The sequence below is a fragment of the Sphingobacterium sp. UBA7855 genome, from assembly GCA_002500745.1.
Taxonomy (GTDB): domain Bacteria; phylum Bacteroidota; class Bacteroidia; order Sphingobacteriales; family Sphingobacteriaceae; genus Sphingobacterium.
Window position 1 is genome coordinate 240,437 of sequence record DLST01000011.1, and the last position, 13,676, is coordinate 254,112.

Genomic DNA, 13,676 nt, shown 5'->3' on the forward strand with positions numbered 1-13,676 from the left:
TAACTGGCGAGGATTACAGGTAACTTTAGAGGAAATTAAAGTTTGATTAGAAGAGATTAGAAAACGGTTAGAATTTAGGGAATAGTAGCGATACCGTTGTACCCAAATCGGTTGAATGGATATCAAAGTCAACCCCTTGATCCTTAAACACAATTTGCGCAAAAGAAAGACCTATACCGCTGCCCTTGACGTTACCTACATTAGAGCCACGATAAAAAGTCTGCTTTACAGACTCCAGTTCGGCTGCTGGAATGCCAATGCCGTGGTCTATAATCTGCAAAGACAATCTGCCATTTGCATTTGTCATTTGGACAAGTACTTCTTGCCCATTTGCATATTTGAGTGCATTCTCTATTAAATTGGAGATAGAAAGTGTGACAAGCATCTTATTTCCCCAAAAATTAAAATATTGCGGTTCATCGACCTTTACATCAATCTTTAAAGGCGCAGTGAACGATCGGGAAAGCTTAGGTACAAGATCCCAAACCACCTCATCGATCCGAAAAAGTTCTTGGGAACGTTTCACGGCCTGATCATCTGTGAGTAAAAGAAAATTACCTATAAGCTGATTAAGAAAATTGACATGGTCGGTAATAGTTTCAGCCAATTCACGATATTCTTCTTCGCTTCTCACTTTTGCCCCGAAAACCTCCATTGACCCTAGTATACCTGCCAGAGGCGTTCGAAATTCATGTGAAACATAACTTACAAAGTTCTTTCTAATAATCATGTTTTCACTAATCCGCCGCAGAAGAGCATTATAACTTTCAATAAGATCTTGCAGCTCATCCTTGGTGTTTATACTTGTCAAGGGCTCTTGGATAGTACTTAAATCCTTGTGCTGAATTTCCTGGATCACTTTACGAATGGGCAGATAGGCATACTTACTTAACCAAACTGACAACAGGGCAATACTGATCAATGCTACAAGAAATACAAGGACAAGTGTCATGAGCAAACGATTTAATTGATGATCAAAGTCAGCACTTGATTCTTTTACAAACACAAAGAAATCGCCTTGATTATCGGGATAATACAACCCAAAATAAAAGCTATCTTCTGTTTTTAAATAGATTGTTTTATCTTTTTTCAGCTGGCTTAATAAATCCTTAGTAATCAGACTATCGAACCGCATACCACCGTAACTTACTTTTCCTGCGGCATTGTAAACTGCTACCATAGCACGTTTGACCAAACTTTCATATTGATTTTTAGATTCCAAATGCTTTAATGGACTCTGTTCATCCGCTTCTAGGTAATAAATACCCGCAATCTTAGCATTTTTTTCCAGCGAGCTTACTAGATGTCGTTCAGATGAATTATAAAACATCCAGTAAATAACTACGGTTGCAAGTGCGAAAATGATGGTGAATACCAACGTCGAAAAAAGTGTAAGCCGAATCTTTAAATTCATAATCAGTCCGTTGTAAGCATGTACCCCACACCTTTCACTGTTTTGATAATGGAAGCCACATGACCAGTGTCGACCTTACCTCTTAGATAAGAAACATACACATCTACTACATTGGTATTATTATCAAAATCAATGCCCCAAACAGCCTGTAATATTGCTGTTCGCGAAAGAGTTTTATTGCGATTTTCAATCAGATACTTCAATAGCTTAAATTCTTTGGGAGATAGATCAACATTTTTACCATTCTTGAATACTTCGTAGCGTTCAAGATCGACCTTTAAGTCGCGGATCTCTATACGACTATCATTTTGTACATTTTTATAATTGTCCCTCCGTACCAACGCTTTAATACGGCTTACCAATTCCTTAAAAGAAAAGGGCTTAACAAGATAGTCGTCAGCTCCACTTTCTAAGGCCTCGACTTTATCTTCAATTTCTCCTAAAGCACTTAAAATCAATATAGGAATATGATTTTTTCGATACCTGATTGTCTTTGTAAACTGTATGCCATCTATTCCAGGCAACATAATATCAAGTACAATAATATCCAATGAATCGACATTGATCCATTCACGTGCCGCTTCCGCAGATTCAACCAAGATAACCTGGTTTCCCATTTCTTCTAAGCCTTTAACGACGAAGCTGCTAATGCGACGATCGTCTTCTACTAAAAGTATCTGCATAGTATACGCTGTTTAGTTTTATGTGGGATGATAAAAATCATGAATTCCTCTTAGAATCTTACAAGTATACAAATTTACAATTTAATCGTCCGATAATCCATAGCGCCCCTACTTCTTCAATCCTGTCCACTAAGTTTTAGGAGCATTCCCAATCAAAATTTGATCTATTCTGATATAAAATACTTCGCATCACCTAAATTGATTATACTTTAACAATATGTTGCTACCCATCAATGGAAGTTCCCACTATACTGGGATCAGAGGATGTTTACCCAATATTAACGGAGGCATGCTGCCCCCACAGCTGCGGAAACTGAAAGAACGTGGAGTGGTAAAGCGTCACGTATATACAGAGGTACCAGGACGGGTTATGTATGAACTGACCGAACTTGATTATCAGCTCAGACCGATCATCAAGGAACGCGGGAAATGGGGGGAAGACAACGTGCCGTCACCAGCAATTGGCCAACGTGACGCTGGGCATGTTCTGCAGCATGAAACAACAGTCCTATCAATGTGGTGGGGATGCGCTTTCTTCCCAAAAAACGTTGCTCGGTCAATGTATTCGAATCGATTAAAGCTAGCATTTGTAAGGCTATTTTGACCTGTTCATGTAAGTTTTCGACAAGAGATGCGGGACTTGCATCGACATTTTCTTTGCCTTCTCTATGGAGGTAATCCAATTGTTCGTCCGTTAGGGGTTTGTTTTTAGCATAAGTAAACATGCGATCGATCACTCCAGTGATATGCTGTAAGTGAAAACCTATACTGGCATTCCCACAGGGCTTTATCCAAAGCTGTTGTGCAGACAGCTGACCAGTATAGGTTGAAACATCCTCTGCAACCTGCAAAAGTGTATGTGCAACAGGCTGCAACAGAGCGGGAATTCCAGCAATAGGTCCACGCATCCAAACTTCTAAATTTTCCATATAAATATCTAGATGTTGTTTTCAACTATTCATGTACCACCATGTATAAGTCGTGAAAATTTGTAAAAAAACAAAGCTTTGATAATGTAAAAATAATGACTTCTTTCAATTCGTTTAAAGAACATCAAATTATTTTAAAATAAATTTGCATAGTGTAGAAAATACACTTACATTTGTGTCATCATAATTTAGGTTTATAATTGGTTATTTAAGGTTTTCATTCTCCCCGTTTGAAAACCTTTTTTTTTGGGGGGCTGAAGTATCGTAACAGTTCCTAATTCACCAGCACGTCAAAATAGGTCTAATTCTTCTCTCTACATCCAGACTTCCCACTTATTATTATTTTCACTCATTTAAATGTATTGATGGCAGGTAAATCACTGGATAAGAACAAAGCTTTTATTAACGTAAAAGGGCAACGTTTAACATTGCCCTTCATTTCTATGTTCAATCTTCGATTCTTTACATCTTATAATACTGTTCCCAGCCTCTTGCAGGTGGAGGTCCAGCTAAGAGTGCATTGGCAAACTTATCATTGACAATTTCCTTTGTCTGTGTATTCAGTATCAATTTACTGTTTAATCGCTGTGCAATGACACCTAAACAGAACACCTGGCTCAAAGGACCTGCAATTTCAAAAGCCGAACGCGTCTTCTCTTCACCTTTACAACCCTTTAAGAAATTAGCAAAGTGGTTGGATGGTGATGTTGGCACTTCCGGTAAACGAGCCTGCATTTCTTTGCCTTTCGCTTCTGGAATAATCTGAAGCGTACTGCCGTGCGAACCACCTTTAAATATCAGATCTTTTCCGTAAATAATCTTTCCTGGATTTAATTTAGCGGGCTCTAATTTCCCTGTACTTGGCGGAGGAATATTAGGATCCAGTCCGGATACCCCATATCCTTCGGGTATAGGGGGCAAATTATCTAATCCATCATACCAATTAATATCTACTGCAGGCATTTTTTTCCTTTTTGGAAAATGAAATTTTAAGGTGGAAGACATCGGAAAGAAATACGAATTATACCCCTCTAGCTTTACCGCTGAGACTTCGGTTGGGAGTCCCAAATCTAAAAATTCATGTGCTGTATCCAATATATGAGCCCCCCAATCGCCCAAAGCGCCCATTCCGAAATCGTACCAACAACGCCATTGTCCATTGACAAAATCTTTATTATAATTGTGACCAATAGTCTGCATCTGCCAAAGATCCCAGTCTAGCGTTTCGGGTATCATCTCCGCGGCAGGAAAGCCCTTCATATTCACGTCCCAGCCATGCCATCTGCGCGGCATATTCATGTGCGCATCTATGCGCGTAACATCTCTAATAATGCCCGCATCTTTCCAAGCCTTAAACTGAAAATAATTTGCTTCGGAGTGTCCTTGGTTTCCCATTTGGGTAGCAAGTTTCGGATTTCTCCGAGCTTTATCTGCCATCAGCTCAACTTCAAGGAATGTTCTTGCCATTGGTTTTTCCACGTAAACGTGTTTACCCAAATCCAATGCAAGCATCGTTATCGCAAAATGAGAGAAATCAGGAGTTCCTATACTTACAGCATCGATCTGATTTCCCATTTTGTCAAACATCAGCCTAAAATCCTTAAATCGGGGCGCGTCAGGAAACATACCCAATATCTCCTGTGTATGTTTAGCGCCAAGATCCACGTCACATAATGCTACGATATTACAGAGTCCAGTTTTATAGAGTTCTTTAATGATTTCTGCTGCCCTATTGCCTAATCCAACGCAGGCAAGATTAACACGTTCATTCGGTTTGGCCAGATTGACTTTTCCTAAGACACTTTTGGACAACATAACAGCTCCTGCAGCAATAACGGACTGCTTAACAAAGCTTCTGCGCGATAAATAATGATTCATAAAGAGTAGTTAGTCTTAATTGGGTGTATTGATTTTTATACTGCGAAAGGAGACCCGATCTCCATGGTCCTGCAAAAGAATAAAGCCTTCCTGAGCTTCGCCAAAGTTCTCCCAGTCTTTATACTTGCTGATTTGAACCAAATCTTTAAACGCTTTGGAGCCCCGTTCATAAGATAGCATTTTGATGCCATTTAAATAATGTTCCACTTTATTATCTGCTGTAACAACAACTCTACCCCTATTCCATTCACCGATCGGCCTGCGTGCACGCTCATCACGATTGGATGTAATGAGGTCATATAGGGAGGCCAACGTCCGGTTTCCATCCCTACCCAATTTCGCATCAGGGTGCAAAGCATCATCAAGCACTTGGTATTCCAAGCCAATAGCCGATCCTTTTGATTTTTCTTTCAAGGTGACAAAATATTTCACACCACTATTTGCACCTGGACTAAGCTTAAATTCAAATGAAAGATCAAACACAGCATATTTATCTTTTGTGACAATATCTCCACCATTCGTTGATTCTCCACCGTCAGATTTTAGTACAGTCATTTGTCCGTCCTTGACTTCCCACCCCCGTTCTGGAAACTTATCGCTATGTATGCTACGCCAACCTTTATTGGTTTTACCGTCAAATAAGAGTTTAACACCCTTTTTCTTTTCAGCATCCACCACTTCATTGGGCTTCAGATTGACGATATATACATCTTTAGGAAAACCTTTTGGTTTAAGATCAGTTGTTTTTATTTTTACATTCTTAAAATAAACTTTCTTTCCATCCAATTGCGCCGGAATACTATGCACCTGAAGTCCGATAAACCCCGTTCTATCAATAGTATCAACAACGTACGACACTGGTATATCATTGACCCAAGTACGCAGCTCATCGCCGATGGCCTCTATTCGGATATGATTAAATTGTTCTGCTTTATATGCTTTTTTTGCATTCTCATTTAAATCTAAAGGATAAATCCATCCGCGACGTGCTTCATCATATATTCCACCCGTCCATGCGCGCCCGGATGGGTCAATCTCCACTTGTCGTCCATATACACGCCCTCGTCCATCGTTGGCTTTTGGATCGAGATGGCTTCTAGTCTGGATACCTGAATTAGTTTCCTTCCCTTCAAGTTTAATATCAAGCTCCAATATGAAATCACCGTATTCTTTCTCAGTAATTAAAAAAGAATTGGGGGTACCCTTTGTCATTCGCCCAACAATAGCATCTCCCTCAATAGAATAGGGTGCTTTTCCTCCAACAGTTTTCCAGCCATTTAGCGTCTTTCCATCAAAAAGGTTTGTCCAACCTTTGTCATTACTCTTACCTGCCTGGGCATAGGCCAATACAACATTGCTGACCATAGCTGCCACTAAAACAGATTTAAATAGTGTGTTTCTTCTCATTTTATCATTTAATCTAGAGTCTATCGACCCGGTTTATTTATTCATCATTGGTTTGTAAATCATAACAAGTTTACCCCACATTCATCCTAATTTAGATATGGGCTATTCGTTTCAATTGAATTGAATTGGCAAAACAAGATATTAATTAATATAAGTGAAATGAACCAAATGATATGATTTATTTACGAAAACGTTTGAATCTATATAAAGAAAGCTTGTTCCATGCAAAAGTAAAAGTGTATAGGCTATATCTTTAGGTTAAAAGATGAAGTGTAAAAAAGCTTCTTAAATCGCACTTTTAGATTGTTCCTTTTGAGAGCTGATAACGAGTTTATTTAAAACGTTGACGTGTTCCTTTTGTGTCAATATGCATAAATGAAGCTGATCAGCAAGCTGCGTTCGATATCGATTTCGTGTGCTGGAGGGCGAATTTGGTGATATGATAATCTTTAATATGCGTAAATGAAAACAATCGGTAAAATATTTGGATAATACGAAAATTATACACAACTTTAAAGCACAAGCACCTGATCTAAAACAGGCTACAAATTAGTAGAGGAAATTTTTTATTTTAAAACGATGATTTTATCTTACAATCGATGATGGATAAAATTCTAAATTAGTTTTTTTTGCAGAAAAACTTACTTAATGTACAAAAAGTAGCATACGAAATATGACAACCAACCTCATTAAGGTATATACAGTAGTTTCAAAAGAAGTAAGGGAAGATCCAGATTTGTTCACTAATCTCGAAGGTGTCTTCTCAACATATGAAAAAGCACAGGAATATATTGATCAGTTTTTTGGTAATGCTAAATATGGTTATCGCTCTATCATTACGACATATTTAGATCCTTTTCAAGAAGAAATCCAAAATAAAAATTCTTATTATAGCATTTCATCACAATTAATAGGTACGCATCTAGATGTTGAGATTTGTAAAACTTCTTTCGCGGTTGTTCTCTCGGAAGTTGAACGACTGCGCATCGATCCAGCAACCTCAGAAAAACCGCTTGAACTAAACCTGCATTGTTTTGCTGCTTCCGAAGGGAGTGCTATGGAAAAATTCGAAAAATTAGTGCATGACTATGCAAAAGAGCACAACCTTCAATTCAGAATTAATCCCTTCCGTGTTGCTGACTCGGAACAATGTTACTAGTCTTTAGTTGCCGCTAATTTTAACGGCGCATTCAGCGGATTTATTGTTTATCGGATCACTTAGATATTCGGGTGTAAAGCTTAGAAATGATGCAATTGAATGTGGCGGAATACGCTGCAAAATGAGGTGCGTTTTTGTCCTAAAATAACCCATTATTTCGGCTAATTGGATCGGATCTACATCGATAAGTTTCTTTAAATGTTGCTTGAGATTTACCAACATTATGTCAATTTATTCTTCAAGCAAAACTACTATTCATTAGACTAAAAAAGATATATTCAAATCTATTTCAATGCCATTTAATTTAGAAGTACTCACAACATAAATTGATATATTGCGGATAATCACTCAACAGCTGCGAATAATAATTGCCAAGAGATTCGACCGGTTTTACTGCTTATATTTATAAAAGGTATCTCAAAATGGGCACAGAACATAAAGAGCCGTTTTGCAGCAGATAGTCTTCGCCTATTTTTAACAGAGTTTATATGCTTATAAAAAAATAATGATCAAAATTCATTTTAACAGAGGAAAAATTATCATAAGTATGGCGCTTTGTTTTTTCGCTATAGTCGTTACGCTTAATGCATGGTTACATAAAGATTTAATGTTAAAATTGGCTTCGACGGTGTGGGCACTAGCAGCAGCAAGCGTATTTCACCTCAGAATACAACAAATGAACCGCTATCGAAAAGGGATAGCAGCACTCACGATAGGTCAAGACATGCTCGTAAACAACAGCGCATTAGTACCCCAACCAATTCCGTGGACGGACATCGATTGTTTTGTAACTGGTTTATATCGAACATCCTCTATATTTATAAAATTAAAAGAATCTTCCTTGCTACGAAAACAAAAAACAAACCGTGTTATAAATCTCTTAAGCTTTATCGATCGTAATCTTATTACAAAGCCAGCTCATCTATGGATCGACATGGATGTGATCAATATCCGGATTGAGGAACTTGTTCCACTGTTAAATCAAAAATTGAAACAGTAAATAGGAATTGTTCATATCTTAACAAAGGATAATTTCAAGATACCCTTTGTTAAGATGCTATTTACTGTATGACATACTGAACTTCGTGAGCTTCTGTGAGCTGAGGAACATCCAAACTACCGAGCATTTTATCTAAGACTGCATCAGGTAATGGATATTCTCGATCTCTATTCTGTGTTCGCCATACCTGATAGGGTTTTTCGATATACAATAATTTAACATAGGCTTTGTAGCCAACAAAAAGATCGATCAGCTGCTGACGCATTTGGGAAGTTATATTCGTGGCATTCCAGATAAAATCTTGTCCACAGCGCAAATATTTTTTTGCCTGTTCTTTTGCTTCTTGTATGACCCATCCATTTCTCCTTTTATCAGTGGGATCAATTCGATATTTGCGTCTGATATCATCCAGGCTAATAACGGGGATATCTGCATTCATTTTTTGAATATGATAGTCTTTACCCATCCCTGGCAGCCCTGAAAGAACGATTACTGTAGATTTAAACGTATCAAAAGGAACATAATCGACGTAGTTGTCATTTCCATTAAAATAAGTAAATCGAGCATTTTCTGTTAAAAAGGGCCGAGGCCCATTCCAGCAGCCAACCTCCTTGCTATACAGTTCAAACATATCCAACGCATAAAGCAGTGTATCCAGATCGCGACAATATCTACCTTTGGCATCTGCTTCAGCCAACAGTTTGAGCTGACTCATATCTACAGCGAGCGAAGCCTCCAGGGCGCTTTTCATTGGATCAACTTTTTCCATAAGCCATAATGGCAAACCATGGTAGCGTACCAAAGACACAATTTGCTCCCGTATGACGAAAGGAGTCTCCACATCACGAAACAAAATCTCCCGCGTGGTTTTCGCCCCTTTTTTAGCGTGATTTGGCGAACTGATACGGCCATCTGATCCGATGATGGTGGTGGACCTTTTTTCGACATCATGCAATAAGGCCGAAGCCCAGATCAACTCCTGTTTTTGCCGGTTCAGCTTTTGGTATTCAGGTAGCTCTTGAAGCTGCTGAAGAACCATTTGTGTATGAATTGCTACATTGCCTTCTGCATGATGCAAAGGATCCTGCTGTACCTTTCCCATATCCTTTACCCAAGAGAATGTATTCTCTAACGTCGACCAGTCCTTATCTACTGCTATCGTCCATTCCATTATCATCTCTCCTTTCCCAAATCATTTTTGTTCTGCGCCATGATTTTGTCCAATGCTCATCAGTCTGCACATGTCCTTTTCTCACATATTTAAAGACGTTGTGCTGAAATTTCCCAACAGGATATGCGTCGACATTCCTACATACCACCCCTTCCATCGTACACATATGTCCCGTTTTAGCATCAACAGATCCGAACACCGAGGGCTGTATGGCCAAGTTTTCGACTGAACGTTGAAGTTGCTGTTCTGACAGATCCTTTACATTTTCGAGTTTTAAAACAGGTACCATGGGCAAATCAAATAAACTAGCGTAAAATGTAACTTCTTCCCAAGAAAGCCATCGATCTTTAATTCGAGCAGCGAAAATATAGTAATAGTGCTCTAGTTTCCGATATTCGATTGAATGTACAGCATAAAGATTTTCACCAAAAAACTCCAAATCATCCAGATCATTTTTTAATCTGGCCCAATGTTCCCTTAGCTGAGCCGTCCATGGCGAAGTAGTTGGGGCTGCATGAGATCGCGCAAATACCCCCCTTTGTGAAAGACAGTTGTTTTCACCATCTAATTTTTCTGTATATAACAGTTGATGGAAGGATTGTATATCCGTCCAATAATGCTGATTAAAACGATCGTCGCTGCTTGTTCCCGGAGAAAAGGGAAAATGGTAGGTACGACCATATTTTGTTGAATCCATTTTTAAAATTTAAGTCCATACTAAAAAATTGAAGACATAGGTATAGGGTAGTCAAATCGGATAAATCCTATTGATTACTTCCACCCTAAATATCGACAATGCATTACATGGCTTTACGTTTTAAAAATTGATAACATAAATGATCTACAGCTGCAAAATTATAAAATTTATTTTAAAAATATATGCGCAATGCTATCGATTCTAGAAATAAGCGTGTATATGCATACCAAAGAGAAATGTTATTCACCTGAAATTTATGAAAATTATTACATTTGCCACCAATTACATCACTCGCAATTTCGTTTAAACTGAATTGAGGACTTAATCAAATGAAAGATTTCCCACAACTAGAAACAGAACGACTTATTCTCAATGCAATTACTGCTTCTGATATTCCGCAGATTGTCGACTATCTTCAAGATAAAGTATATTCGGACTTTACATCAACTATTCCTTATCCATACCGAAAAGAAGATGCTGAATATTGGCTTAAATTAGCAGAAGAAGCATATATCACTCGTAAAGGTTTTACATTTGCTATCAGAAATAAAGACAAAAAACTGATTGGCGCGATCGGATTACACGATGAAGGCTCGGATAAGGCTGAACTGGGATACTGGATTGCTATTCCTTATTGGAATAAGGGTTATGTCACGGAAGCAGCAAAAGCAATCATTGACTTTGGATTTAATGAACTGCATTTTAACAAGATTTTTGCGACCTACTTTCCACATAACCCCGCTTCGGGAAAGGTCATGGAAAAAATAGGCATGGAAAAAGAAGCGCTATTGAAACAGCATCTAAAAAAAGATGGAAAATATTATGATATTCCATTATACTCTATTTTCAATACCGAAAAATAAAACAAGTATACGTGAATAAAAAAATCAAGTTTCGCTCGGATTATATTTGATCAATCTGAATCACTATGACATGCCAGTTTTTTCCGTCAATCTGGAAAAAGATGGATTCCCAGGGGAAGGATGCTTAATAGGCCAAGTTACATACATACACCTCCGCATAGGGGTAATTCTATGCTATCCATCAGGCAGGAATTAAGACAAACTCGGTACAAAAACAGTAATTCGCTATTTACTTTTTACGCGCTACCTACGCTATTAATTCTGGTAATTCTGGTTCTTCGTAAAAGGATTCGTTCCATTTAGCCAATTGGCACATAATAGGAATTAAGGCTTTACCTTTCTCAGTTAAAGAATATTCGACGCGTGGTGGCAGTTCCTTATATTCTTCTCTAAGAATAACACCATCCTCTTCCAATTCTTTTAATGAGCTGGTCAGAACCTTGCGGGAAATGTTTTCTATCAACGCATCGAGCTGACCAAATCGGGCTTTCCGATCACGCAGTGTATAAATAATGACAGGTTTCCACCTCGTACCTAAAATTGCCATCGAGCGCTGCATCGCACAGGAACAGCTTTTAAATTCAGTCCTTTTCATTTGATGTTTTGAGAATAGTTACACAAAGGTAACTAGTTTATACTAATAATAGTTACAAATATACACTATTTAAAATATCTTTGTGGAGATTTACAATTTAAACAAGAAAAATGAGCATACAAACACTTTTTAATCCCTTTGAATATAAGAATTTAAAATTGAAAAACCGCTTTGTCATGGCACCAATGACGAGAGCATTCTCTTTGGACGGAATTCCCGATAGCGCCGTAGCTGGTTATTATGAGCGGCGTGCTGCTGGTGATGTCGGCTTAATCTTAACAGAGGGTACAGTAATTGAAAGACCTTCTTCAAAAAATTTAAAAGACATTCCCAATTTTTATGGTGATCAAGCTTTAAATGGCTGGAAGAATATTGTTGATGCTGTGCATAGCAAAGGCGGAAAAATAGCCCCTCAAATATGGCATGTCGGTTATACCCCAATGCAATGGACGCCGCCGGCAGCATTTGAGAGTCCGGATACGATGACATTGGCTGACATAGAAGCCACCATACAGGCATACGCTGCCGCAGCCAAGTCTGCGAAAGATCTCGGCTTTGATGCTTTTGAAATCCATGGTGCCCACGGTTATTTGATCGATCAGTTTTTTTGGGAAGGAATGAATCATCGAACTGACGAATTTGGAGGCAAAACGATTAAGGAGCGTTCTAAATTTGCTGTGGAAGTTGTTAAAGCCATGCGAAAAGCTGTAGGACCGGATTTTGTGATTATCCTGAGATTATCACAATGGAAACAACAGGACTATACTGCCAAGCTTGCTCCTACCCCTGCAGCAATGGAAGATTGGATCCTACCATTGACGGATGCCGGTGTCGACATTTTCCATGGAAGCCAACGCCGTTATTGGGAAGCAGAATTTGAAGGCAGTGATTTGAATTTCGCCGGCTGGCTTAAAAAGATCTCCGGACAACCCACAATCACAGTTGGATCTGTAGGCCTTGATAAAGACTTTGGCGACGTATTTACAGACTCCGAATTCGAATCTTCACCTGCGTCGCTAGACGAATTGGTCCGTCGGTATGACCGTGGCGACTTTGACCTTGTCGCCGTGGGAAGGGCTCTCTTACAAGATCCAAATTGGGTAAAGAAAGTACAGGCCGAAAAATACAACGAACTGTCCACTTTTGAAGCGAAAAGTTTAGCGAGCCTGTCGTAAAATAGGAGCAATAACCGCTGCACTAAAATTATGTTACTCCGTTATATAAAACAGGGGCGAAAATTGATTTTTAATCATTATTTTGCCCCTATTTATTTAAAGTGATCATCCAGCAGCTGTCTCCATAAATGTATCCAAACACTTGATTCAATGAAAACAACTGATACCAAAATATATATCATAAGCGGATTAGGTGTAGACCAACGGGTATTTAGCAAGATAAACTTTGGTTCGCTTGACATCGAATATCTAGATTGGATTACGCCAAGCCCCCATGAATCACTGACCATTTATGCAAAAAGATTATCGTCAAAAATCACCGTAAGACTATCAAGAATGTAAAGTCCAACTTTATACGGTCACGCATGCCAAGGAAATTGAAAAGCTTTTATGGGGAATGCTATTGTAGATCTCTACTTAGTGGTTATTTATTGAGATCACCTTATCTAAAAATTTGGGCATCTAAAATTCAAGTGGATTCAAATCGGAATCATTCATTCCATATACGGATAGCTATAAAGAAATATACTTGAAAGCAAGACAGTACAGCTATAAAAACTTGATAAAGCTTTTCCTTATTAAAACAATACTAGCCGAAAGACAGTTATTTTATAAAGGCATCGACCCGCTATGAAGCTTATAACATACCGCTTTGTAACGCTAAGGGAATAAAATCAGGTTAAATTAACACAATAACATGCGAAA

The 13,676-nt window shown here is 38.4% G+C and carries 13 protein-coding genes and 1 pseudogene; 5 read left to right on the forward strand and 9 right to left on the reverse strand.

Annotated features, from left to right (window positions below; all coding sequences use genetic code 11):
* Window positions 1-67: 67 nt before the first annotated feature.
* Together B2107_RS09740 and B2107_RS09745 are read right to left on the reverse strand one after the other, a co-directional pair.
* Window positions 68-1,414 (reverse strand): sensor histidine kinase, encoded by a 1,347-nt coding sequence (locus B2107_RS09740; protein ID WP_293955430.1) that lies wholly within the window; start codon window positions 1,412-1,414, stop codon window positions 68-70.
* A 2-nt stretch (window positions 1,415-1,416) separates the two neighbouring features.
* Window positions 1,417-2,097, reverse strand: a complete 681-nt coding sequence (locus B2107_RS09745) for a response regulator transcription factor (RefSeq protein ID WP_293955432.1) — start codon at window positions 2,095-2,097, stop codon at window positions 1,417-1,419.
* A 289-nt stretch (window positions 2,098-2,386) separates the two neighbouring features.
* Between B2107_RS09745 and B2107_RS21910 the strand changes: the two are divergent.
* A pseudogene (locus tag B2107_RS21910) lies at window positions 2,387-2,488 on the forward strand (winged helix-turn-helix transcriptional regulator); the annotation flags it as partial.
* A 22-nt stretch (window positions 2,489-2,510) separates the two neighbouring features.
* Here the strand turns inward: B2107_RS21910 and B2107_RS09750 are convergent.
* The 3 genes from B2107_RS09750 to B2107_RS09760 form a co-directional block, all read right to left on the reverse strand.
* Window positions 2,511-3,026, reverse strand: coding sequence for a DinB family protein (locus tag B2107_RS09750; RefSeq protein ID WP_293955434.1), 516 nt, complete (start codon window positions 3,024-3,026; stop codon window positions 2,511-2,513).
* Between the two features lie 462 nt (window positions 3,027-3,488).
* Window positions 3,489-4,904, reverse strand: coding sequence for a Gfo/Idh/MocA family protein (locus tag B2107_RS09755; protein ID WP_293955436.1), 1,416 nt, complete (start codon window positions 4,902-4,904; stop codon window positions 3,489-3,491).
* Between the two features lie 15 nt (window positions 4,905-4,919).
* On the reverse strand, window positions 4,920-6,311 hold the full coding sequence (locus B2107_RS09760; RefSeq protein WP_293955438.1) for a 3-keto-disaccharide hydrolase: 1,392 nt from the start codon (window positions 6,309-6,311) through the stop codon (window positions 4,920-4,922).
* Between the two features lie 673 nt (window positions 6,312-6,984).
* Here B2107_RS09760 and B2107_RS09765 point away from each other — a divergent pair.
* On the forward strand, window positions 6,985-7,470 hold the full coding sequence (locus B2107_RS09765; protein WP_293955440.1) for a hypothetical protein: 486 nt from the start codon (window positions 6,985-6,987) through the stop codon (window positions 7,468-7,470).
* A 3-nt stretch (window positions 7,471-7,473) separates the two neighbouring features.
* Here B2107_RS09765 and B2107_RS09770 read toward each other — a convergent pair whose 3' ends face one another.
* Window positions 7,474-7,692 (reverse strand): hypothetical protein, encoded by a 219-nt coding sequence (locus B2107_RS09770; RefSeq protein ID WP_293955442.1) that lies wholly within the window; start codon window positions 7,690-7,692, stop codon window positions 7,474-7,476.
* A gap of 325 nt (window positions 7,693-8,017) precedes the next feature.
* Here B2107_RS09770 and B2107_RS09775 point away from each other — a divergent pair, with 325 nt between their 5' ends.
* Window positions 8,018-8,470, forward strand: coding sequence for a hypothetical protein (locus B2107_RS09775; RefSeq protein ID WP_293955444.1), 453 nt, complete (start codon window positions 8,018-8,020; stop codon window positions 8,468-8,470).
* 61 nt (window positions 8,471-8,531) lie between these two features.
* On the opposite strand, the gene B2107_RS09780 is transcribed toward B2107_RS09775, so the two are convergent.
* Together B2107_RS09780 and B2107_RS09785 are read right to left on the reverse strand one after the other, a co-directional pair.
* Window positions 8,532-9,641 (reverse strand): AAA family ATPase, encoded by a 1,110-nt coding sequence (locus tag B2107_RS09780; protein WP_293955445.1) that lies wholly within the window; start codon window positions 9,639-9,641, stop codon window positions 8,532-8,534.
* The gene (locus B2107_RS09785) at window positions 9,616-10,338 is read right to left on the reverse strand and encodes an RNA ligase family protein (RefSeq protein ID WP_293955447.1); all 723 of its coding nucleotides are present in this window, start codon (window positions 10,336-10,338) and stop codon (window positions 9,616-9,618) included. The genes B2107_RS09780 and B2107_RS09785 overlap by 26 nt, the downstream gene beginning before the upstream one ends.
* Window positions 10,339-10,667: 329 nt before the next feature.
* On the opposite strand from B2107_RS09785, the gene B2107_RS09790 reads away from it, so the two are divergent.
* Complete coding sequence (locus B2107_RS09790) at window positions 10,668-11,201, forward strand: GNAT family N-acetyltransferase (protein ID WP_293955449.1); 534 nt, start codon at window positions 10,668-10,670, stop codon at window positions 11,199-11,201.
* A 247-nt stretch (window positions 11,202-11,448) separates the two neighbouring features.
* Here the strand turns inward: B2107_RS09790 and B2107_RS09795 are convergent, their stop codons facing one another.
* Window positions 11,449-11,760, reverse strand: a complete 312-nt coding sequence (locus B2107_RS09795) for a winged helix-turn-helix transcriptional regulator (protein WP_293955450.1) — start codon at window positions 11,758-11,760, stop codon at window positions 11,449-11,451.
* A 146-nt stretch (window positions 11,761-11,906) separates the two neighbouring features.
* Between B2107_RS09795 and B2107_RS09800 the strand changes: the two genes are divergently transcribed.
* A complete protein-coding gene (locus tag B2107_RS09800) occupies window positions 11,907-12,971 on the forward strand; it encodes an NADH:flavin oxidoreductase (RefSeq protein WP_293955451.1) in 1,065 nt (354 codons plus the stop codon).
* Window positions 12,972-13,676: the final 705 nt, after the last annotated feature.